Genomic DNA, 20,958 nt, shown 5'->3' with positions numbered 1-20,958 from the left:
CGCATCGAGGGCTACGGCACCCTCACCCACCGCCCCTCGCTCGGAACCCCTCGCTCGTCGTCCACGAACACCATGTACCACCCGGACGGAACCAGGTTCCGACTACCAGGCACCGTCACCGTCACCTTGTCTCCCGTCACCCGGAATTCCAACGCCACGGACCGCTGATCCACATCGGTCACATGCGTCGACGCGCTGGGCCGCATCAGCCGCACTTTCCGGATGGACGCCGCGTCGGCGGAGGTGAACACCCCGGACGCCCCCCGGGCAATACTCTCCGGCCCTCCGGAAACCTCGGGCCGCTCCCCCCGATAAAGATACGGCGGCGAATATATCTCGATCCGCTGCTCGAACTTCCCCGGTTTCGTGTTCGCCGCGTCCCCGTACAACGAGTCGGAACCGAAGAACATCACCCGCCCGTCGGGCAACAGCAGTGACCCGGAATGGTAATTCCTGCCCACCAGCGGATCGGCCACCCGCTCGAAGGCATTGCTCTCCGGATGGTAGAGGCGGGCCTGCAGAATGTCGGAGTCCCCTCGCCCCCGATAGTCCTCCGAGCCACCCGAAACCAGCACACTGTCGTCGGGCAGGACGGAGACCTGCGGATACCGTGTCCCCTTCTCCAGTGAGGGGCCGTTCACGAAACGCGGACTCTCGTCGAGCAGGTCCACGAGCCGCGTCCGCGCACTGGACCGTGGCGACTCCCCGACGCCCCCACCCCCGATGACCATGTAACGCTCGTCCTGCGCGGGCGGCAGCAGCACGGTCGCCGAGGTCTCCATCAGGTCCGGATCGCTCAAGCCCGGCAGCTTGGTGAATCCGTTGCCGGCCACGTCCCAGATACCGGGATCCCGCCCCACGTCCGCCGGCCCGTACCCCGCGTTGGACCCGGAGTAGAAAATCTTCCCGTCCTGCGTCAGAAACAGTGCGGGATAGGTGGGAAACTGCCGCGTCTTCTTCGTGTACGTCCATTTTCCGGTGGCCGGATCGAACACCTCGTTCTTCCCGGGCACCAACTGCCCGATGTCGTCCAGTCCCGAGACGCTGAGGATCTTCCCGTCGCCCAAGGTGGTGAGCGTCGGATACCAGCGGGCCTCGTTCATCGGATCGACCTTGATGTACTTCTCGGCGACCGGGTCGAATTCGTACGCGTCCCTGATCCCCTGGAAGTCCTTCTTGTCGAGGGCGAGTTTCTGCGCGATACCGTACGTGTTGCGCCCGTCGGCGTCGGCCAGTCCCCGTATCCGGTAATTGTCCTGCGTGCCGGTCTCGTATTCCGTCCCCGATTTCTGCGCCTCGACGTAAATGCGGCCCAGCCCCGGGTCGTTGCGCAGGAACTTCCCGGTCTTCTTGTCGAACACCTTCGTCGCGCGCGGCACGAGCACCGGGTCCTTCGACACGAACGTCTTCCGGTTCTCGCGCCCGGTGAACCTGGTCCCCGCAGCCAGCGTGATCGGCTTGTCCGGGTTCTCGTTGTGGACGATCATCAGCCCGCCGGCCTTGGTGACGTCGCCCTTCAGTTTCTCGTACCGCTTGGTGCCGCCCGCGATGAGGACGGAGCCGTTTCCGAGCTGCGTATGGCCGGTGCAGAACAGGTCGTTCGGCGTCGGCACCTTCTTGACCGTGCCCCGCACCGGGTCCCAGATCCGGGTGTCGAACCTCTTCGCGTCGAAGTTGTCCTGGTTGTTGCCGGAGCCCGCGACCAGCAGCACCTTCCCGGTGTGCAGGAGCACCGCGTGGATGGTGTCCTGGCGATACTCCTTGGGAAACTCGACGATCTGCCAGCGCCCGTCGGCCGCCTTGTACTCGGGCCTGTTGATCGCGTACTGGTGGTACGTCTCCGTCCCGAACCGGTAGAGCCAGGGCCCGTTCATCCCGGCCAGCACGGCGACGACCCCCGTGGTGATCGCGAACCTGCGGGCCCGCCGACGGGCGAAACGCCCGACCGCGTCCGTCATCCCTCACGTCCCCCCGCCCGCCCGACGGGCAGCCCCACCGGCACCCGGCCCCCTGGCACCCGGTCCCCTGACACCGGGTCCCCTGGCTCACTCGACTCTTCGGACTCCACCGACTCTCCCAGCTCTTCCGGCTCTTCCGGCTCTCCCGGCTCCCGGGATTCGCGCCGCCCGGCCGCCTCCCGCACCACCACCCGCCACGCCACGATCGGCGAGGCGGTGACCAGCAGCGCGAACGAGGCCCAGACGATCATCGCGGGATGGGCGTGCCCGAACACGAACCCGGCGACGATCGACGCGGCGAAGACCAGCACGAAGAACAGATGGATCCGGAACGTCCCGAACAGGGTGTCCGGGCTGGCGGAGTCCCCCTTCGGCGTCACCACGAACCGGCTCTTGCGCCGCAGTACGGCGTCCATGAGCGAGCGGGCGTACACCGGCGCCGACAGCGCGGACATGGCCATGCCCGCGATCCCGCCCGACCCCTCCGGCTCGTGCGGGGAGACGTTGTGCCGCCGGTTCCACAGGTACATGCCGATCTGCAGCGCCGAGGCGTTGCCGTACAGCATCAGCCACACCGCTGGGTCGATGTTCACACCCGAGGCGCCCAGCCCCAGGAACAGCGCGCAACTCAGCGCCGCCAGAATCCAGTTGAGGGCCGACATGGGGTAGAACACGATCATCAGCGTGTAGTTGAGGAGCTTGCCCGGCGGCATGCTGAAGAAGCCCTTCCAGTACTGCTTGAGGATCGTCTCGTAAGTGCCCCGGGACCAGCGCAGTTGCTGGGTGAAGAAGTCCGTCCAGGCCGCCGGCCCCTCGCCGACCGCGAGCACGTCCGGGGTGTAGACCGACCGCCACTTCCGTCCCGTGGCCGGATTGCGCGTGCGGTGCATCTCGAAGCCGGTGGCCATGTCCTCGGTGATCGAGTCGTACAGGCCGCCGATCTGCTGGAGCGCGCTGATCCGTACGGCGTTGGAGGTGCCGACGAACATCGGGGCGCCGTAGCGGTTGCCGGCCCGCTGGATCAGGGCGTGGAAAAGGAACTGCTGGGACTCGGCGGCCTTGGTGACGAACGTGTCGTAGTTGCCGTAGACCTGCGGGCCGATGACGAAGCCGACGTCCGGGTCGCGGAAGTAACCCAGCATCCGTTCCAGGTAGTTGGGCAGCGGTACGTGGTCGGTGTCGACGGAGGCGAAGTAGTCGTAGGCGTCGCCGTGGGCCTCCAGCCAGGCGTTGTAGTTGCCGTGTTTCGTCTTCGCGCGGTGCGGGCCCGACGGCCGGTTCCAGCGCTCGACGCCCTTTCGGCTGAAGTGGTGCACGCCCAGGCGCGCGCAGACCTCCTTCACCTCCGGGTCGTCCCCCTCGTCGAGCAGCCAGACGTGCAGCAGACCCTGATGGCGCAGCCGCACGGCCGCCTGAAGGGTCCTCGTCACCATCTCCAGGGGCTCCTTGCCGGGCACGAAGGAGGTGAGGAAGGCGACGCGGGTGCCGGTCCGGGGCACCACCGGGACGGGGTCGCGGGCGACCAGGGTGGCGTGCGCGTTCGACAGCACGTTCAGACAGCGGAAGAACTCGATCAGGCCGATCGACACCAGCATCACGATGTCGAGGGCCGGCAGGAAACCGTAGGCCGGGTGGTCGCGCTCGGTCCAGTGCGCCGGCCTCAGCAGCCACACCAGCAGCACCACCGACAGCAGCGGCGCCGCGCAGAGCATCAGCGTGGCCCGGATCCGGTGCGGCTCCCGCGCCAGCAGCGAGCGGTAACGGACGGTGTACGGTCTGCCCGGCTCCGGCTGGGTGAGGGGTCCCGCCAGCCGGCTGTAGTGCTCGTAGTCGTACGTCGGAAGAGATCCGGAACCATCAGCCCACACGCGGAGAACCACGTGTAATTCCCCCCAACTGCCGCGCATCCGCAGCATCTTGAGGACCAGGGTTCTATGCGGTTCAGCTTGATCGCAAGATGCGAAACGCGCTGTTTACCGGTCATACGGGCGCATTGTGGCGTATGTGGGAGTGTTGTGGCCTTCGTGGAACCGATGTGGGTAATCGCACGCGGATACGAAACCCGGATACGGGCGCGGGCGCAGACGCGGGTGCGGATACGAACGAAGGCCCCTCGCTTTCGCGAGGGGCCTTCGGTGTCTGTGCGCCGCCAGGGACTCGAACCCCGGACCCGCTGATTAAGAGTCAGCTGCTCTAACCAACTGAGCTAGCGGCGCCTGCTGACGAGAGAACTCTACAGGACCCCCGAGGGTGCCCCGGACCACCCGGACTGTCCGGACCACCCGGGGCCACCACCCGCCCCGGAACCGGACCGGGCATTGGGTCGGGCAGTGGGCCGGGCGGGTCCCGCGTACATCATTCGGACCGTCAGCATGCGCGTCGGGAAGACAGTTGAGAAACTGGCGTACGTGCACAGTCGCGGACATTTCCAGCTGGAGTGTGAGGGGAATCGCATGGAGGCTCCGGTATTCGAGGAATTCGATCCCGCGAGCGATTGCGACTGCCCCGGATGCGTATCCCGGCGGCGGCTGAGCCCGAATTCACCGCCCGCCCGGTTCGGCGGTCACCCGGCCGCCCATCGCACCCTGATCGTCGCCACCGCGACGGCCGCCGCGCTCGGCGCCGCCCACGCACTGCCCGCCGTCGCCGCCCCGCAGGCCCCCGACCGGCCCGGCGTTCCCGCAGATGACGAGCCCGACACCCCGCAGGGCGGCAAGGCGCCGCTGCACGGACCGGCCGGGCAGCCGGCGAACCCCGGGGGAGTGGCGGGACCGGTCAAGACGCCCGCCACGACCCGGGCGGACATCATCAGACGGGCCAGGGAATGGGTTTCGGCGCAGGTGCCGTACAGCATGAGCACCTACTGGTACGACGGTTACCGGCAGGACTGCTCGGGCTTCGTCTCCATGGCCTGGAACCTGCCCCGGAACGAGTGGACGGGCAGCCTCAACCAGTACGGGACGCGGATTTCCAGGGATGAACTCCAGCCCGGCGACATTCTGCTGTTCCACAATCCGACCGACCCCGAGAAAGGCTCGCACGTCGTTGTCTTCGGCGGCTGGACGGACTACACGCACAGCTACTACATCGCCTACGAGCAGACCCGCCCGACCACCCGCCGGCAGGCCACCCCGTACGCCTACTGGAGCAATTCCGACCGCTATGTGCCCTACCGCTACAAGGGCCTCACACCGACCACTCCGACCACTCCGGACGCAGGCACGGGCACGGGCACGGGTATCGGCACCGGCACCGGGGAACAGGTGGGCAATGGCGACGGCGGCGGGAACAAGCCCGCGACCGGTGACGTCGCGGCGACGCCGTTCCCGGGGCGGATGGCCTTCGGACCCGGCGCCAACAACAACTACGTCACCCTGCTGGGCCGGCTCCTCGTAGAGCGCGGGGGCGCGCGCTTCTACGCCTCGGGCCCCGGCCCGCGCTGGTCGGCCTCCGACGGCTGGGCCACCCTGGCCTTCCAGCGCGCCCAGGGCTGGACCGGCGCCGACGCCGACGGCATCCCCGGCCCGGGGACCTGGTCGTTGCTGGTCACCGGAAAGGGCAGGAACATCGACGCCCCGATGCCCGCCGGGACCGGCCCCAGCACAGGAACCGGGACCGGGACCGGTGCGAACCCCGTGACCGGCGCCGCCGGCCCGCCCGCCTCGGCGCCCCGCATCCCCCCGTACCCCGGCCGGGGCGTGTTCCGGCCCGGCGCGCGGAACGCGTACGTCACTCAGTTGGGGCGGCAGTTGGTGAAGAAGGGGTTCGGCAAGTACTACACGACCGGGCCGGGACCGCGTTGGGGCGAGGCGGACCGGCGCGGAGTCGAGGCCTTCCAGCGCGCCCAGGGCTGGCGCGGCGGCGCGGCCGACGGCTACCCGGGCCCGGAGACCTGGCGGCGACTCTTCTCGCAGACCGCGTAAGCCCCGTAGAAGGCGTAGAAGGCGTAGAAGGCGTAGAAGGCGCAGAAGGCGCAGAAGGCGCAGAAGGCGCAGAACGCGCAGAACGCGTAAACCACAACAAAAACCCACTGTCATGGCGTATCTGGCGCGGAGGCTGGAGGCACGCATGCACACGACCACTTCACAGACACCCGAGTCCGAGGGACCGTCCAGGCCCGCTCGGCTCATCCAGAACGAGGCGACCACCGAGATCCCCGTCCACCTGTTGTTCCGCGACGAACCCGAGCCGCGGCCCGTGCCGCTCGGGCCGGCCGTGGTCGGGAGCCGGGCGGGCACCGGCGAGCAGCCGCGGCTGCGCAGGCCGACGCAGGCCCGGCCCCGGCCGGTGGCGCAGGTCGACCCCGACCTGGTGGAGCGGTCCGCCCGGGTGCTGCCGGGCGCGGCGGGCGTGTTCGCCGGGACCTGCGGGGCGGCCGGGTGCGTGGCCGCCTCGTGGTGGGCCGGGGTGCTGCCGCCGCTCGCGGCGCAGGCGCTGCGGCTGCCGGAGTTCGCGGGCGCCGGACTCGGGCCGGCGCAGTGGGCGGCGTACGCGGGCGCGGGCGCCCTGGGCCTGTTCGGCTTCGGCGGCCTGGCCCGGGGGCGGACCGGGCGGGCCTGGGTGCTCGGTCTGTTCGGCCGCTACCGGGGGACCGTACGGCGCACCGGCCTGCTGTGGGTGAACCCGCTGCTGCTGCGCCGCCGGGTGGACGTACGGCTGCGGCACTGGCGCAGTGAGCCGATGCCGGCCGCCGACGGCAGCGGGGTCGCGTTGCGGGTGGTGGCGCTGGTGGTGTGGCGGGTGCGGGACACCGCCCGGGCCACGCTCGGCGTCGACGACCACGAGACGTATCTGCGCGAGTGCGTCGAGGCGGCCCTCGCCCGGATCCCGGTGGAGACGCCGGGCGCGGGGCGGGGATCGGTGGAGGCGGCGGGCGAGGCGCTGACCCGGCTGGTCGCGCGGGACGCGGGCGCGATCGGGCTGGAGGTGTTCTCGGTGCAGCCGGTCCGGGTCGAGTACGCCCCCGAGGTCGCCCCCGCGATGCACCGCCGGCGGATCGCCGCGCTCGACGCCCAGCACCGGGCGACCGTGCTGACGTCGGTCGTCGACTCGGTGGAGGACACGGTGACCCGGCTGACCATGCGGGGGCTCGTGGAGTTCGACGACTACGAGCGCAAGGCGCTGGTGAAGGACCTGACCGTCGCCTTCTGTGCGGGGCGCGGAGAACAGGGCTGACGGGTGACGGGTGACGGGTGACGGGTGACGGGTATGAACACCGTCAAAGAACGGCAATAATCTCGAACTTGGTCTAGACCTGCACTGGCACAGCTCGGCTCGCGCCTGCTCCGACGTCAGGTTCTGAGCATGGCTTGAGCTCCCCCGGGCCCGCGCACGGGTACGTTCCCTGCACGCCGACTTGACCAGGTCGGCGCCTGGACATCGGGGGAACTCATGGAAGCCTTCTTCTATATCGTGCCGTCGGTCATGATCGTCGGCGCGATGTTCGGCGCGTTCGGCGTGGTCCGCCGCTCCCGGCGGGTCACCCGGGCCTGGGGTGGCGGTCTCACCGCGGAGGCGCGCTGTCTGCGGTCGTACGCGACGACCAGCGGCGGCGGCGGAGACACCTCGGTGCACACGACCCTGCACCACGTCTACGAGTTCACCACCCGCGAGGGCCGCACCGTCCGCTTCGAGGAGGCGAACGGCCCGGGGACGACCATCGAGGGCGACATCGTCCCCGTCCACTACGCGGCCGACCGCCCCGAGGAGGCCACGGCCAAGGCCCCCGCCCGTGGCCGGCTCTTCGCCGAGTCGGGATGCGTGCTGCTCTTCCTCGGCGTGATCACCGCCTTCTGCGTCTTCTTCATGGTGACCGCCCACTGGATGTTCGACGTGAGCGACGGCTTCATGCCGTAGCCCTCCACATCTGACGGTACGTCAACTACCGTGCGCGGCCATGAAGTCCACCAGGGATACCGGCACCGGCCTCGGCGATGGCACCGGCACCGGCACCGGCACCGGAACCGGCCTCGGCGATGGCTTCGGCACCGTCGCCGAACTCGTAGCGGCCCGGTGGGGCGACCGCCGTCCGGGGCTGTGGTGCGGGGACCCCGAGGAGACGGTCCTCACGCACCACGAGGTCGCCGCCGGTGCCGCCGCGCGGGCGGCGCTGCTGGCCGACCTGCTGCCGTCGGACGGGCCGCCGCACATCGGGGTGCTGCTGGACAACACCCCCGAGTTCCCGCTGTGGCTGTCCGCCGCGGCCCTCGCCGGTGCGGCGGTCGCGGGCGTCAACCCCACCCGGCGCGGCCCCGAACTGGCCCGGGACATCCTGCACACCGAGTGCCGGCTCCTCATCACCGAGCACACCCACCTCCCCCTCCTCAGGGGCCTCGACCTGCCCGGCGTGCGGCTGCTGATCACCGGCACCCCGGAGTACGACGACCTGCTCGCGCCGTATACGGACGCCCGCCCGGACCCCTCCCGCGCCACCCCCGCCGACCACTTCCTCCTCTACTTCACCTCCGGTTCGACCGGCGCGCCGAAGGCCGCCCTGTGCACCCAGGGCCGGCTGGCCGCCGCCGGGCGTTCGCTGGCGGGGCAGTTCGCCGTCCGCCCGGACGACGTGCACTACGTCTGCATGCCGATGTTCCACGGCAACGCGGTGATCGCCGACTGGGCGCCCGCGCTGGCGGCGGGGGCCGGGGTGGCGCTGCGCCGGCGCTTCTCGGCCTCCGGTTTCCTGGCGGACGTACGGCGCTACCGGGCGACGTACTTCACCTACGTGGGCCGGGCGATCCAGTACGTCCTGGCCACCGAGCCGCGCCCCGACGACCGGGACCACGCGCTGCGGCTCGGCTTCGGCACCGAGGCGGGGACGGTGGACGCGGCGGCCTTCGAACGGCGCTTCGGGGTGCGGCTGGTGGAGGGGTACGGCTCCTCGGAGGGCGGGGCGGCCGTGCACTGGTCGCCGGGGACGCCGGTGGGCGCGGTCGGCCGGGCGGGGCCCGGGCTCGTCGTCCTCGACCCGCAGACGTGCGCGGAGTGTCCGCCGGCCGAGTTCGACACGGCGGGCCGGCTGCTGAACGGCGACGCGGCGATCGGGGAGCTGGTCAACCGGGGGCCGAACCCCTTCGAGGGCTACTGGCGCAACCCGGCGGCGGAGGCGGAGCGGCGCCGCGAGGACGGCGCGTACTGGACCGGCGACCTCTTCTACCGCGACCGCGACGGCTTCCTCTACTTCGCGGGCCGCACCGACGACCGGCTCCGCGTCGACAGCGAGAACCTGGCCGCCGCGATGATCGAGAACATCCTCGCCCGGTACGAGGGGGCGGCCGCCGTCGCCGTCTACGCCGTCCCGGACCCGGTGACCGGCGACCAGGTGATGGCGACGCTGGCCGGGACTTTCGACCCGCTCGCCTTCGCCGAGTTCCTGCTCGCCCAGCCCGACCTGGGCACGAAGATGGCGCCCCGGTTCGTACGGGTGGTGGAACGGATGCCCGTCACCGCCACCAACAAGATCCACCGGGCGCTGCTGCGGAGGGAGGGCGTCCGCTGCGCCGACCCGGTGTGGTGGCGACCGCCGGGGGAGGCGACGTACCGCAGGCTGACGGAGGCCGACGAAAGCTGACAGGCAAGGCGAAGGGCCCCTCGTGTCCACGAGGGGCCCTTCATCTGTGCGCCGCCAGGGACTCGAACCCCGGACCCGCTGATTAAGAGTCAGCTGCTCTAACCAACTGAGCTAGCGGCGCATGACCCTCGCCCTCCGCCTTCGGCGGCTGGCGACGGAGAAAATACTACCTGGTCCGCAGGGGTGCTTCTGACCAATTCCTGGCCGGCCACGGATGACCCCCTGGACCGGCTCCTAGATCGCGAGTGACAGCAGTACCGGTGCCGCGTTCCTGTTCAGGGCGTCGGCGGCCTGGCGGAGGCGGTGGGCGTGGGCGACGGGCAGGGACAGGGCCAGGCAGCCGGCCGTGGAGCCGGCGGTGATCGGGACGGCCGCGCAGACCGTGCCGACCGCGTACTCCTGGAGGTCGAGCACCGGGACCGTCGGCGGCTGCGCCTCCAGGCGGGAGAGCAGCAGCGTGTCGCTGGTGATGGTGCGTGAGGTGAGCCGGGCCATCCTGTGCCGGGAGAGGTGGTCGCGCCGGCCGTTGTGGTCGAGCTGGCCGAGCAGGCTCTTGCCGAGCGCGGTGGCGTGCGCGGAGGAGCGGAAGTCGAACCACTCGTTGACGGACGGTGTGCCGGGGCCGTCGGCGTACTGGGTGATCGTGACCTCGCCGTCGACGTACCGGCTGATGTAGACGGCGGCGCCGACACAGTCGCGGAGCCGGTCGAGGGTGTGCTGGAGCTTGTCGTGCAGGGCCTGCTCGTGCTGGTGCGCTGAGCCCAGCCGGGCTAGGGCATCGCCCGTGACGTACGCGCCGTCGGCGATCTGCTCGACGTAGCCCTCGCGGCGCAGCATGCGCAGCAGTGTGGTCAGCCGGTCGGCGGTGAGGCCGGTCTGGCGGGCGAGTTGGGCGTCGGTGACACCGGTGGAGTGCCGCGCCACCGTCTCCAGGACGCGCAGCGCCTCCTGGGCCGAGTGGTACGGCGCGGTCGGCTCGTGCTTCAGCGCCACGGTTTCCCCCCTGGTCGCTTTCTGGCCGTGATCCGTGAACCGTGATCCTTGATCGGTAATCCTTGATCGGCAGTCCGTGATCCTGACAGCGAATCAGCTTCCACGATAACGGCCAGGGGGCCGGAGGGGAGGGGTTGTAGGTGAGAATCTGTCGCACTTACGACCCCCTCGACCGCGGCTCCGCGCCCCTCCCAACTGCGGCACCGGCCCGCTGGCATATGCCAGCGTCATGACCCCGCGCTCGGGCCAGCGGCCTCACCGCACCGGCCTTCACAGCACGGGGTCTCACCGCATCGGCCTCACAGCACCGCGCTGAGAAACTCCCGGGTCCGTTCCTGCTCCGGGGAGCCGAAGATCTGCTCCGGTGGACCCGACTCGATGACCCGGCCCGAGTCGAACATCAGGACCTGGTCGGAGATGTCCCGGGCGAAGTTCATCTCATGGGTCACACAGAGCATCGTGATGTCGGTGGTGCGGGCGATGTCCCTGAGGACGTCGAGGACGCCCGCGACCAGCTCGGGGTCCAGCGCCGAGGTGACCTCGTCGAGGAGCAGCACCTGCGGCCGCATCGCCAGCGCCCGCGCGATCGCGACGCGCTGCTGCTGGCCGCCCGACAACTGGGTGGGCCAGGCGTCGCACTTGTCGGCGAGGCCCACCAGGTCCAGCAGTTCCCGGGCGCGCTGCTCGGCCTCGTCCTTGGACAGGCCGAGGACGGTCACCGGGGCCTCGGTGATGTTGCGCAGCACGCTCATGTTCGGGAACAGGTTGAACTGCTGGAACACCATCCCGATCTTCTTGCGGACCTCGCGGACCTGCTTCTCGGGGGCGGGGAACAGCTTCTCCCCGGCGACCGTGATCGTCCCCTCGTCCGGCTTGGCCAGGGTCATCAGCAGCCGCAGGATCGTCGTCTTGCCGGAGCCGGACGGGCCGACCAGCGTGACGTGCTTGCCGGACTCCACGGCGAAGTCGAGCCGGTCGAGCACGGTGTTGGACCCGAACCGCTTGCTGACCTGCTCCAGGCGGATCAGCTCGCTGCCGTCCACCGGCGGATTGGCGCCCTCGGGATCGGGACCGTGGCCGGGACCGGAATCGGGGTCGGATGCTTTCGTCAGCGGAGTGTCAGTGGACAAGACGTCGCTCCAGGGCTCGCAGAAGTAGGGAGGCCAGGTAGGAGATGAGGATGAAGGCCACGCCGATCACGGTCAGCGGCTCGGTGAACTGGAAGTGCTCCTGGGAGAAGAGCCGTGCCTGCCCGAGCATGTCGAGGACGGTGATCGCCATCAGCATCGGCGTGTCCTTGAGCATGGAGATCACGTAGTTGCCGAGCGCCGGGACGACCCGCCGGATCGCCTGCGGCAGGATGACCACCCGCCAGGTCCGGCCGACCGGCAGGTTCAGCGCCGTCGCCGCCTCCCACTGTCCGGCGGGCACCGCCTCGATGCCGGCGCGGTAGACCTGCATCGTGTACGTCGAGTAGTGCAGGCCGATCGCGAAGACGCCGGTCGTCAGCGCCGAGAAGGTCAGGCCCCACTCGGGCAGCACGTAGAACAGGAAGAACAACTGCACCAGCAGCGGGGTGTTGCGCACGAACTCCGTGACCACGCCCACCGGCCAGCGCACCAGGGGGTACCACCCGCGCGAGTGTGTTCGAGCGTGGGGGAGCGACGGCGTCCGCATCAGCAGCGCCCAGACCAGCCCGAGGGCGAAGGAGATCAGCGAGCCGAGGGCGAGGGCCTGCAGGGTGATCAGCAGCCCGTCCCGGAAGTGCGGCATGAAGTCGGCGACCGCGCCCCAGTCCCACGTCATCGGGAACCCCCTCCGGCTCCGGCGCCCACTCCGGGGCCGACGGGCGGCCCGGGTTCGGCGACTTCGGCCACGGCGGTGACGGCCTTGCGGCGTACGGCCCTGCGGCGCTCGGGCGCCTTCCCGGCGCCCGCCTTCAGCCGCTGCTCCAGGCCGCGCATCACCCGCGTCAGCAGGAACGCGATCACGAAGTAGACGACCAGCAGATACGTGTAGATCTCCGCGCTCTCCTGGAGCGCGAGCCGCACCAGGTTCCCGCTGAACGCCAGGTCGCCCATGCCCATGACCGACACCAGGGCGGTGCCCTTGAGCAGCTCGATCAGCAGGTTGGAGAACGGCGGGATCATCTCCGGCACCGCCTGCGGAAGCAGGATCAGCCGCATCCGCTGCCAGGGCGTGAAGCTCAGCGCGAGCCCGCTCTCCCGCTGCGCCGGGTCGACGGCCTTCAGCGCGCCGCGCACGATCTCCGAGCCGTACGCCCCGTACGTCAGGCCGAGCGCGAGCGTGCCCGCCCACATCGGCACCAACTGCCAGCCGAAGGCCGGGGGCAGCACGAAGAACACCCAGAAGATCATCACCAGCGCCGAGGTCCCGCGGAACACCTCGGTGTAGAACCCCGCGAGGAAGCGGACGATCCACCGCCGGTGAGTGCGCGCGACACCGGCCACGAAGGAGACGGCCGCGGCCAGCAGCGCGCTGAAGACCAGCAACTGGACGGTGGTCCAGATCCCTTGGAGGACGAGTTCCCAGAGCCCGGTGGTCATGAGGTGCTCCCTCCGACCCCTCCGCCGCACAGCTCCTTCGCGGTCAGACCGGTCATCTCGGCCTCGGTGAACCCGAACGGCTTGAGGACGCGGAGCAGCTCCCCACTCCTCTTCATCTTCCGCAGTTCGGCGTTGAAGGCGTCCCGCAGCCGTGTCTCGGTCAGCCGGAAGGCGAACGCGCCCCCGTCGACATGGGGTTCGCCGTCGACGAGGGGCTTGAAAGGCTCGGTCGCCTCCGCCTTGGCCGACTTCCGCACCACCTCACGGGTGGTCAGCGCGGTACCGGCGAACACGTCGACGCGCCCGGCCTCGACGGCGTTCAGCCCCGCCACCTGGTCCGGCACGATGAGGATGTCGCTCTCCTCGTACCCCGCGTCGACGGCGTACTGGATCTCCGCGTACCCGGTCCCGGTAGCGAACCTGGCCTTCTTCCCGACGACGTCCTGGTAGCCGTGCAGCCCCTTCGGATTGCCCTTGCGCACGATGAAGGAGTCGAGCATCTGGTAGTCGGGGTCGGCGAAGAGCACCTGCTCGCAGCGCTCGGGGGTGATGTACATCCCGGCGGCGGCGACGTCGAACTGCCGCGAGTTGAGCCCAGGAATGAGCGACCCGAACTCGGTGGGCACGGGCTGGACCCTGCCGACGCCGAGCCGCTCGAAGACGACCCGAGCCAGCTCAGGGGCCTCGCCGGTCAGATCACCGTCCCTGTCGATGTACCCGAACGGGATCTCCCCGGCGATGCCCAGCCGTACGACACCGGCCGCCTTCAGCCGGTCGAGGAGGTCGCCGCCGTTCTCGGTCGACGCGGTCGCCACACGGGAGCAGCCGGCGGCGCCCAGCACGCCGGCCGCCGCCACCCCCGCGAGCAGCGACCGACGTGTGGTCCCGGTCCCGGGTATGCGTTCGCGTTCGCGATGTTCCAGTGGTGGAGCCATGGCGGCGCGGCTACCCGGGACGATGCGACTTATGCAGCCCGCTTCGACCCCCGTTCCGGGCCGAGGCCCCCTTGACCGGCGAGGGACCCAAGGGCCGGGGACGTCGGGGACGTCAGTGTCCGGGCACGTATCCGCGCTGCTTGTCGACCACGTTCTTCAGTGGCCGCCCCGCCGCCCACCGCTCGAACAACTCCACGAACTGCACGCCGAGTTCGTCCCGCCAGCCGACCGTGTCGCCGCTCATGTGCGGGGAGATCAGCAGCCCGGGCACGTGCCACAACGGGCTTTCGGGGGCGAGGGGTTCAGCGGTGAGGACGTCCAGTGCCGCGCCCGCGATCCACCGCCGCTCCAACGCCCGTACCAGCGCGTCCTCGACGACCAACTGCCCGCGTCCGACGTTCACGAAGCAGGCGGACGGCTGCATCACGCCGAACCGCCGGGTGTCGAACATGCCGCGCGTCTGCTCGGTGAGCGGGGCGGCGGCGATCACCCAGTCGGCGCGGGCGAGAAGGCGGTTGAGGTCGTCGGGGCCGTGGATGCCGGTGCGCGGGACCCGGCCGACGACGGACGTCGTCATGCCGAGCGCCTTCAGCACGCGGGCGATCGCCCGCCCGATCGGCCCCGACCCGACGACGACGGCCCGCGTCCCGGCGACCCGCCGGCTCTCCCGGTGCCGCCACTCGCCCCGCCGCTGCAACTCCCACGTGCGCGGCAGGTCCTTCGCCGTCGCCAGGACCAGCGCGGCCACGTACTCGGCGACGGGCTGGTCGAACACCCCGCGCGCGTTCGTCACGACCGTGTCCGACGCGGCGAGCTCGGGGCACATCAGATGGTCCACGCCCGCGCTCGCCGTGTGCACCCAGCGCGGTCGCGGCCCCTCGCCCGGCCAGGCGGCGCGCACCGCGTGCGAGGTGAAGTCCCAGATCAGCAGGGCGTCCGCCGCCGGGAGCAGCGCGGCGAGCGAGTCCTCGTCGGCGTGCAGCACCCGGGCCTGACCGGTGAGCCGCCCGAGCCGGGGCAGCGGATCGGCGTCCAGGACGAGCAGCGTGGGGAGAGCGGGGACGGACGTGGCGGCGGAGGCGGGGGCGACGGCCATCCGGTGCCCCCTCTCGCTCGTGACCACGGGTCTGACGTGCGCGGATTGACCACGTTCGCACCCGAACCCACCGTCGTCAACACGGTTGTCCATACGGCTTGTTGCGCATCCCGTCGCCCGGTGAGGGCGGTGCCGACCATGGGCATCACCTCGTCGTCCCCCGACTGGAGGCCGAGCCGCGCGTACCCGTCATCTCGGCCAACCAGGTGACCATGTGGGCGGCGCTGCGCCGACTGGGTACCCGGGCGGTGGGACCGTATCAAGCGCTGCTGGACACCTCGGCGCGCGTGTGGCCCCCCGAACCGCCGGAACCCCCGGTGCCGGGGGAACCACTGGTACCACCGGAACGGGTACCGCCGGAAGAAGAGCAGCAGGAAGGTTGGACATGACCGCACTCGGTTTTCTCTACCCGGGCCACTCGGGCGAGGACGACTACCCCCGTATCGAGCAGCTCCTGGGCAGCGACGTCCGACTGGACGTGGTCCACACCGACATCGGAGAGGACGCGCGCCGCGTCGACGCGCTGCGACGGATGTACGCGCCCGAGCGGCTGGCGGACGGTGTGGGGCAAGTGCGGCTCGCGGGCGCCGAGGCGATCGTGTGGGCCTGCACCAGCGGCGGCTTCGTGCACGGCTGGGACGGCGCGCAGGAGCAGGTGCGCGCCCTGGCCACGGCCGCCGGCATGCCGGCCTCCTCCACCTCGTTCGCCTTCGTGCACGCGGCCAAGGAGATCGGCGTCGGGCGGGTCGCCGTCGGGGCGACGTATCCGGACGACGTGGCCGGGCTGTTCGTCGAGTTCCTGCGGGCGGGCGGGCTGGAGGTGACGGCGCTGAGCAGCGCCGGGATCGTCACCGCCGCCGAGGTCGGAGCCTTGGACGAGGCGCAGGTGCTGGCCCTGGCCCGGGCGGCCGACGACCCCGGCGCCGAGGCGGTCCTGCTGCCCGACACCGCCCTCCACACGGCCGCCCACCTCCCCCTCCTGGAGAAGGAGCTCGGCAAGCCGGTCCTCACCGCCAACCAGGTCACCGTCTGGGAGGCGCTGCGGCTGACGGACCGCCGGGTGAACGCGCCGGGCCTCGGCGCCCTGTTCACCCGGGAGCCGATCGTGCAGGTGTGACGCCGTTCCCGGACCCGGGAACCACCCCGTCCGGCACCCGGGAATAAGCGGGGACACCCTCCTGTTGGTCGTCCGAGGACAGCACACGGCCGACAACAGGAGGACCCCCGTGGCGGCAGGCGAGACGGCGGCAGGCGAGACGGCGACCGATGCGACGGCGACCGACGCGACCGCGGCGGACGAGATCCGGGGCGTCGCGCAGGGCAGCGCCCCGACCCCCCTCTCCGTACTGGACCTGGTCACCGTCGGCTCCGGCCGTACCGCCACCGACGCCCTGCGCACCAGCGTCGACCTCGCGCGGTTCACCGAGGCGCGCGGCTTCCACCGCTACTGGGTCGCCGAGCACCACTCGATGCCGGGCGTCGCCTCCTCCTCGCCCGCGGTGATCCTCGCCCACCTCGCCGCCCACACCGACCGCATCCGGCTCGGCTCGGGCGGCGTGATGCTGCCCAACCACGCGCCCCTCGTCATCGCCGAGCAGTTCGGCACCCTGGAGGCGCTGGCCCCGCGCCGCGTCGACCTCGGTCTCGGCCGCGCCCCGGGCACCGACGGGGCGACGGCCGCCGCCCTGCGCCGCACCGAGCGGCTGCACGAGGGCGCCGACGACTTCCCCGAGCAGCTCGCCGAGCTCACCCGCTTCCTGGACGACGACTTCCCCGACGGCCACCCCTACCGCCGTGTCCACGCGATCCCCGGCCCGGTCCAGGGCACGTCCCCGGGCGGAGTGCAGTCGGCGCACCGGCCGCCGGTCTGGCTGCTGGGCTCCTCCGGCTTCAGCGCCCGGCTGGCCGGTGTGCTCGGTCTGCCCTTCGCCTTCGCGCACCACTTCTCCGCGCAGAACACCGTCCCGGCCCTCGACCTGTACCGGGAGTCCTTCCGGCCGTCCGCGGTGCTCACCGAGCCGTACGCGCTGATCGGCGTCTCCGTGCTCGCCGCCGACGACGAGCGCGAGGCCCGCCGGCAGGTCCTGGCCACCGGCCTCAACATGGTCCGCCTGCGCGGCGGCCGGCCCGGCCTGTTCCCCTCCCCCGAGGAGGCGGAGGCGCATCAATTCAGCCCGCTGGAGCGGGAGTTCGTCGACTCCTGGACCGCGAACATCATCCACGGCACCGCCGACGAGGTCCGCACCGGCCTCGACGGCCTCCACAAGCGCACCGGCGCCGACGAGTTGATGCTCACCAGCCACGCCCACCGCGGCGAGCTGCGCCTGCGCTCCTACGAACTGGTCGCGGACGCCTACGGGTTGCCGACGGCGTAGGTCTCGGTGTTCAGCAGCTCCGAGATACGGTCCGGCGACACCGGACGGGAGTACAGCCAGCCCTGCCCGGTGTCGCAGCCGATGCTGCGCAGCCGGGTCGCCTGCGCGGAGGTCTCCACGCACTCGGCGGTCACGGTCAGCCCGAGCCGGTGGGCGAGGTCGATCATCGCCTCGACGACGACCTCGTCGGCCGGGTTCGGGGCGCCGCCGCCCTCGTACTGGAAACCGCGCACGAAGGAGCCGTCCAGCTTCAGCACCGACACCGGCAGCCGGCTCAGGTAGGCGAGGTTGGAGTAGCCGGTGCCGAAGTCGTCGATGGCGATGCCCACGCCCATGTCGCTGAGCGCCTGCAACGCCTGCAACGGCCGTCCCGCCGACCCCATCACGGCCGACTCGGTGAGTTCCAACTGGAGCAGATGCGGGGCGAGTCCGGTCTCGGCGAGGACTTTCGCGACGTCCGCCACCAGGTCGGAGTCCCATACCTGACGGACCGCCACGTTAACACTGACGAACAGCGGCGGTTCGTCCGGATTGTCCACCTGCCACTGCCGTGCCTGGCGGCAGGCGGTGGCCAGAATCCATCGGCCGAGCGGCACGATCGAGCCGTCCTCCTCGGCCAGCGCGACGAACCGATTCGGCGACAGCAGCCCGAACCGGGGGTGATCCCAGCGGACGAGGGCCTCCACCCCGCGCAGCCGGCCGTCCGACATGCCGACCAGCGGCTGATAGTCGAGCCGGAACTCTCCGCGTTCGATCGCGGGCCGCAGCGTGGAGGCCAGGGCCTGGCGGGTCATCAGATGGGCGTTGCGCTCGGGGTCGAACAGCGTCCAGCGGTCCTTGCCGTCGACCTTCGCCCAGTACAGGGTCGTGTCGGCGGCCTGCATCAGCCCGGTCGCGGTGGTGCCGGCCGCGTGCCGCTCCACGACGCCGATCGACGCGGACACGTTCAGCCGGTGTCCGGCCAGGTCGAAGGGGGCCTGGAGGGTCTTGAGGACGGACTCGGCGAGGTCGGCGAGCTGCTCGGTGCCGGTGGAGTCCTCCACCAGCAGCGCGAACTCGTCGCCGCCCAGCCGGGCCACCAGCGGCACGCTCGGCCGGGTCCGCCCGGCCTCCTCCGCGCACTCCGTCAGCCGGTCGGCGACGGCGGCCAGCAGCCGGTCGCCGACGCGGTGACCGAGGGTGTCGTTGACGGCCTTGAAGCCGTCCAGGTCCAGGTAGCACAGGCCGATCCGGCCGGTTCCGCTCTGCTCGTAGGCCTCGGCCTCCAGTGCGGCCGACACCCGCTCGAAGAACAGGGTGCGGTTGGGCAGCCGGGTCACCGGGTCGTGCATCTGCAGGTGCCGCAGCCTGGCCTGGAGGTCACGGTGGGCGCTGACGTCGGCTACGGACAGCAGCACGCCGGGCGTGTCGGCGTCCAGCGGGGAGACGGTGACCTGCGCCCACAGCGAGCGCCCGTCGGGCTGCTTCAGCCGCCGGGTGCAGCGCAGTTTCGCCTGCCGGCCGCGCAGCACCTCGCGGTAGGCGTGCCAGGTCCGCACGTCGGAGGCCAGGTCCAGCAGGTCGGAGGCGACCCGCCCGACCAGCCGCGCACCGCCGCCGCCGAGCAGCGCGCCGAGCGCGTCGTTGGCGTCGACGATCAGACCCTCGCGGTCGACCACGGCCATGGCCAGTGGCGCCGCCGCGAACACGGAACGGTAGGCCGGAGGCTGGTAGGCCCCGGGCCCGCTGTCCGTGCTGTAGATGTCACTCTCTGTGACGGCTGACCGGTCGAGGTCTGCCGCGGGCGTCGGCCCTTCGGACGTTCCGCTCACCGCTCGCTCCCGCAGTGCACTCGATCGCTGTCCGTGCAGGAAAGTCTGCCGATCATAGAGGCTGCCCCCGGACCCGCGCAGCCACTGCCCAGTGTCCCCGAACAACCCACCCTTCTGACAGATCGTTTCTGCCCGCACCTGGACCGGTTCTGCGGCCGGACGACCGCTTGTGACGTTCCGTGAGAATTCCGGGGGTGTCGAAGTAATGCCCGCTTTCCGGCGCCTCACTCGTCTGGGGCAGACAAACAGGGCGTAGTACGACAAATTCACACAGGCTGGGTGGCGGTGTCCCGTGAACCGCCCCCGGAGGTCTGAAGTGCCGCGACTGCCGCGACGTCCGCGCCTGCTCCAGCGCCCCCGACTGCGCAGTACCGCCGCCGTGGGCACCACCCTCTCGGCACTCGCCGCGAACTGCCTGATCGGCGGCCCCTCGGTCGCCGAACCCTTCGCCGTCGCCCCCTGCGCCCTGACCCGCACCGCCGCCCACCACTCCGAGGGCCTGGACACCTGGAACGCCGCCTACCCCCGTCCGGCCCGCTCCCTCGACGCGGTGATGATCTTCCTGTCCTTCCCGGACGCGGCCCCCCGGACCACCCCCGCCGAACTGGCCGCCGACCACTTCCCCGCCACCAGCCGCTTCTTCCGCCAGGCGTCCTACGGCAGGTTCACCCTGCGCCCACATCCGCTGAAGCACTGGATCCGCATGCCGAAGCCGTCCACCGCGTACGCCATACAGCGCGACTGGAAGCCCGAGAACCGCGCCGCCTACCTGCACGACGCGCTTACCGCCACCGACCCCCAGGTCGACTTCTCCCGCTACGACGTCGTCTACTTCGTCGCCGACCCGGACGCGCCCGGCGTCGACTCGGACGCGACGAAGGTCGTCAACCTGGACACCCCGCTGCGGGCCGACGGCACGGACATCCGCCGGATCGTCACGGTCTTCGAGAAGCATCCCCCGGACCGTCTCGTCCTCGCCCACGAGACCGGCCACGTCTTCGACCTGCCCGACCTCTACCACCGCCCCGCCGACGGCAAGGGCGACTGGGACACCTACGTCGGCGACTGGGACCTGATGGGCAGCCAGTTCGGACTCGCCCCCGACCTGTTCGCCTGGCACAAGTGGAAGCTGGGCTGGCTGCAACCCCGCCAGGTGGCGTGCGTACGGGGACCCGGTCCGACTCGGCTGACCCTGGAACCGCTCGGCGCCGGACCGGGCGTGCCGGTCGCCCGCGCCTTCGGGGCGCCGGCCTTCGGGCTCGGCCACGGCGTCAAGCTCGCGGTGGTGCGCACCGGCCCCGACAGCGTGCTCGCCTTCGAGGCGCGCGGCCCGGTGGGCGACGACCACGCGGCCTGCCGCGCCGGCATCCTCGTCTACCGCGTCAGCAGCGGCGCCCGCTCCGGCCGCGGCCCGGTCGAGGTGATCGACGCCCACCCGCGCACCGAGGCCTGCTGGGAGAACTCCGTCTACCCACCCCTCGCGGACGCCCCGGTCGCCCTCGGCGAGAGCTTCACGGTGCCGGGGAGCGGAGATGGGGACGGGGGCGGGGGCGGAGATGGGGTGCGGGTGGACGTGGAGGGGCGCACGGTGTCGGGGGAGTGGACGGTGACGATCACGCCGAGGGCGGGTGGTCGAGTCGGGCACGGGTGATC

Annotated in this window: 15 protein-coding genes, 2 tRNA genes and 2 pseudogenes; 8 read left to right on the top strand and 11 right to left on the bottom strand. The window is 71.1% G+C overall.

Going from position 1 to position 20,958, the window contains the following annotated elements; translation table 11 throughout:
- Positions 1-11 precede the first annotated feature (11 nt).
- The 3 genes from OG352_RS16145 to OG352_RS16135 all read right to left on the bottom strand — a co-directional run bounded on the left by OG352_RS16145 (position 12) and on the right by OG352_RS16135 (position 4,174).
- Positions 12-1,958 carry a kelch motif-containing protein gene (locus OG352_RS16145; protein WP_329217700.1) on the bottom strand — a complete coding sequence of 649 codons (1,947 nt, stop codon included), beginning with the start codon at positions 1,956-1,958 and terminating at the stop codon, positions 12-14.
- Positions 1,955-3,838 (bottom strand): glycosyltransferase family 2 protein, encoded by a 1,884-nt coding sequence (locus tag OG352_RS16140; RefSeq protein ID WP_443072284.1) that lies wholly within the window; start codon positions 3,836-3,838, stop codon positions 1,955-1,957. The genes OG352_RS16145 and OG352_RS16140 overlap by 4 nt, the downstream gene beginning before the upstream one ends.
- 262 nt (positions 3,839-4,100) lie before the next feature.
- Positions 4,101-4,174: transfer RNA gene (locus OG352_RS16135), tRNA-Lys, on the bottom strand.
- A 237-nt stretch (positions 4,175-4,411) separates the two neighbouring features.
- On the opposite strand from OG352_RS16135, the gene OG352_RS16130 reads away from it, so the two are divergent.
- The 4 genes and pseudogenes from OG352_RS16130 (at position 4,412) to OG352_RS16115 (ending at position 9,610) form a co-directional block, all read left to right on the top strand.
- Positions 4,412-5,881: a peptidoglycan-binding protein gene (locus OG352_RS16130; RefSeq protein ID WP_329217698.1), complete on the top strand. Its 1,470-nt coding sequence runs from the start codon at positions 4,412-4,414 to the stop codon at positions 5,879-5,881.
- A gap of 145 nt (positions 5,882-6,026) precedes the next feature.
- Positions 6,027-7,133: an SPFH domain-containing protein gene (locus OG352_RS16125; RefSeq protein ID WP_329217697.1), complete on the top strand. Its 1,107-nt coding sequence runs from the start codon at positions 6,027-6,029 to the stop codon at positions 7,131-7,133.
- Between the two features lie 216 nt (positions 7,134-7,349).
- Complete coding sequence (locus tag OG352_RS16120) at positions 7,350-7,814, top strand: DUF3592 domain-containing protein (RefSeq protein ID WP_329217696.1); 465 nt, start codon at positions 7,350-7,352, stop codon at positions 7,812-7,814.
- A 178-nt stretch (positions 7,815-7,992) separates the two neighbouring features.
- Positions 7,993-9,610 (top strand): annotated as a pseudogene (locus tag OG352_RS16115) (AMP-binding protein).
- Here OG352_RS16115 and OG352_RS16110 read toward each other — a convergent pair.
- From OG352_RS16110 to OG352_RS16080, 7 genes are all read right to left on the bottom strand, one after another.
- Positions 9,576-9,649: transfer RNA gene (locus tag OG352_RS16110), tRNA-Lys, on the bottom strand. The pseudogene OG352_RS16115 and the gene OG352_RS16110 overlap by 35 nt on opposite strands.
- 113 nt (positions 9,650-9,762) lie before the next feature.
- A complete protein-coding gene (locus tag OG352_RS16105) occupies positions 9,763-10,521 on the bottom strand; it encodes an IclR family transcriptional regulator (protein ID WP_329217694.1) in 759 nt (252 codons plus the stop codon).
- A 299-nt stretch (positions 10,522-10,820) separates the two neighbouring features.
- Complete coding sequence (ehuA, locus tag OG352_RS16100) at positions 10,821-11,651, bottom strand: ectoine/hydroxyectoine ABC transporter ATP-binding protein EhuA (RefSeq protein ID WP_443072283.1); 831 nt, start codon at positions 11,649-11,651, stop codon at positions 10,821-10,823.
- Positions 11,641-12,327 carry an ectoine/hydroxyectoine ABC transporter permease subunit EhuD gene (ehuD, locus tag OG352_RS16095; protein WP_329217693.1) on the bottom strand — a complete coding sequence of 229 codons (687 nt, stop codon included), beginning with the start codon at positions 12,325-12,327 and terminating at the stop codon, positions 11,641-11,643. The genes ehuA and ehuD overlap by 11 nt, the downstream gene beginning before the upstream one ends.
- Positions 12,324-13,088: an ectoine/hydroxyectoine ABC transporter permease subunit EhuC gene (gene ehuC / locus OG352_RS16090; RefSeq protein ID WP_329217691.1), complete on the bottom strand. Its 765-nt coding sequence runs from the start codon at positions 13,086-13,088 to the stop codon at positions 12,324-12,326. The genes ehuD and ehuC overlap by 4 nt, the downstream gene beginning before the upstream one ends.
- Positions 13,085-14,023 (bottom strand): ectoine/hydroxyectoine ABC transporter substrate-binding protein EhuB, encoded by a 939-nt coding sequence (gene ehuB / locus OG352_RS16085; RefSeq protein ID WP_329217689.1) that lies wholly within the window; start codon positions 14,021-14,023, stop codon positions 13,085-13,087. The genes ehuC and ehuB overlap by 4 nt, the downstream gene beginning before the upstream one ends.
- A gap of 112 nt (positions 14,024-14,135) precedes the next feature.
- Complete coding sequence (locus OG352_RS16080) at positions 14,136-15,119, bottom strand: D-2-hydroxyacid dehydrogenase (RefSeq protein ID WP_329217688.1); 984 nt, start codon at positions 15,117-15,119, stop codon at positions 14,136-14,138.
- 152 nt (positions 15,120-15,271) lie between these two features.
- Between OG352_RS16080 and OG352_RS16075 the strand changes: the two are divergent.
- The 3 genes and pseudogenes from OG352_RS16075 to OG352_RS16065 form a co-directional block, all read left to right on the top strand.
- Positions 15,272-15,508 (top strand): annotated as a pseudogene (locus OG352_RS16075) (decarboxylase); the annotation flags it as partial.
- The gene (locus OG352_RS16070) at positions 15,505-16,236 is read left to right on the top strand and encodes a maleate cis-trans isomerase family protein (RefSeq protein ID WP_329217686.1); all 732 of its coding nucleotides are present in this window, start codon (positions 15,505-15,507) and stop codon (positions 16,234-16,236) included. The pseudogene OG352_RS16075 and the gene OG352_RS16070, both read left to right, overlap by 4 nt.
- A gap of 109 nt (positions 16,237-16,345) precedes the next feature.
- A complete protein-coding gene (locus OG352_RS16065; RefSeq protein ID WP_443072282.1) occupies positions 16,346-17,494 on the top strand; it encodes an LLM class flavin-dependent oxidoreductase in 1,149 nt (382 codons plus the stop codon).
- On the opposite strand, the gene OG352_RS16060 is transcribed toward OG352_RS16065, so the two are convergent.
- On the bottom strand, positions 17,473-19,305 hold the full coding sequence (locus OG352_RS16060; RefSeq protein WP_329217685.1) for a putative bifunctional diguanylate cyclase/phosphodiesterase: 1,833 nt from the start codon (positions 19,303-19,305) through the stop codon (positions 17,473-17,475). The two genes, OG352_RS16065 and OG352_RS16060, sit on opposite strands and share 22 nt — an antisense overlap.
- 316 nt (positions 19,306-19,621) lie before the next feature.
- Between OG352_RS16060 and OG352_RS16055 the strand changes: the two genes are divergently transcribed.
- A complete protein-coding gene (locus OG352_RS16055) occupies positions 19,622-20,956 on the top strand; it encodes a M6 family metalloprotease domain-containing protein (protein ID WP_329217684.1) in 1,335 nt (444 codons plus the stop codon).
- Positions 20,957-20,958 lie beyond the last annotated feature (2 nt).

Origin of the sequence: Streptomyces sp. NBC_01485 (assembly GCF_036227125.1) — a bacterium.
In the GTDB taxonomy this organism is placed as follows: Bacteria; Actinomycetota; Actinomycetes; order Streptomycetales; family Streptomycetaceae; genus Streptomyces.
Note: the sequence above shows the minus strand (reverse complement) of the source record. Positions and strands in the feature narration are given on the sequence as shown.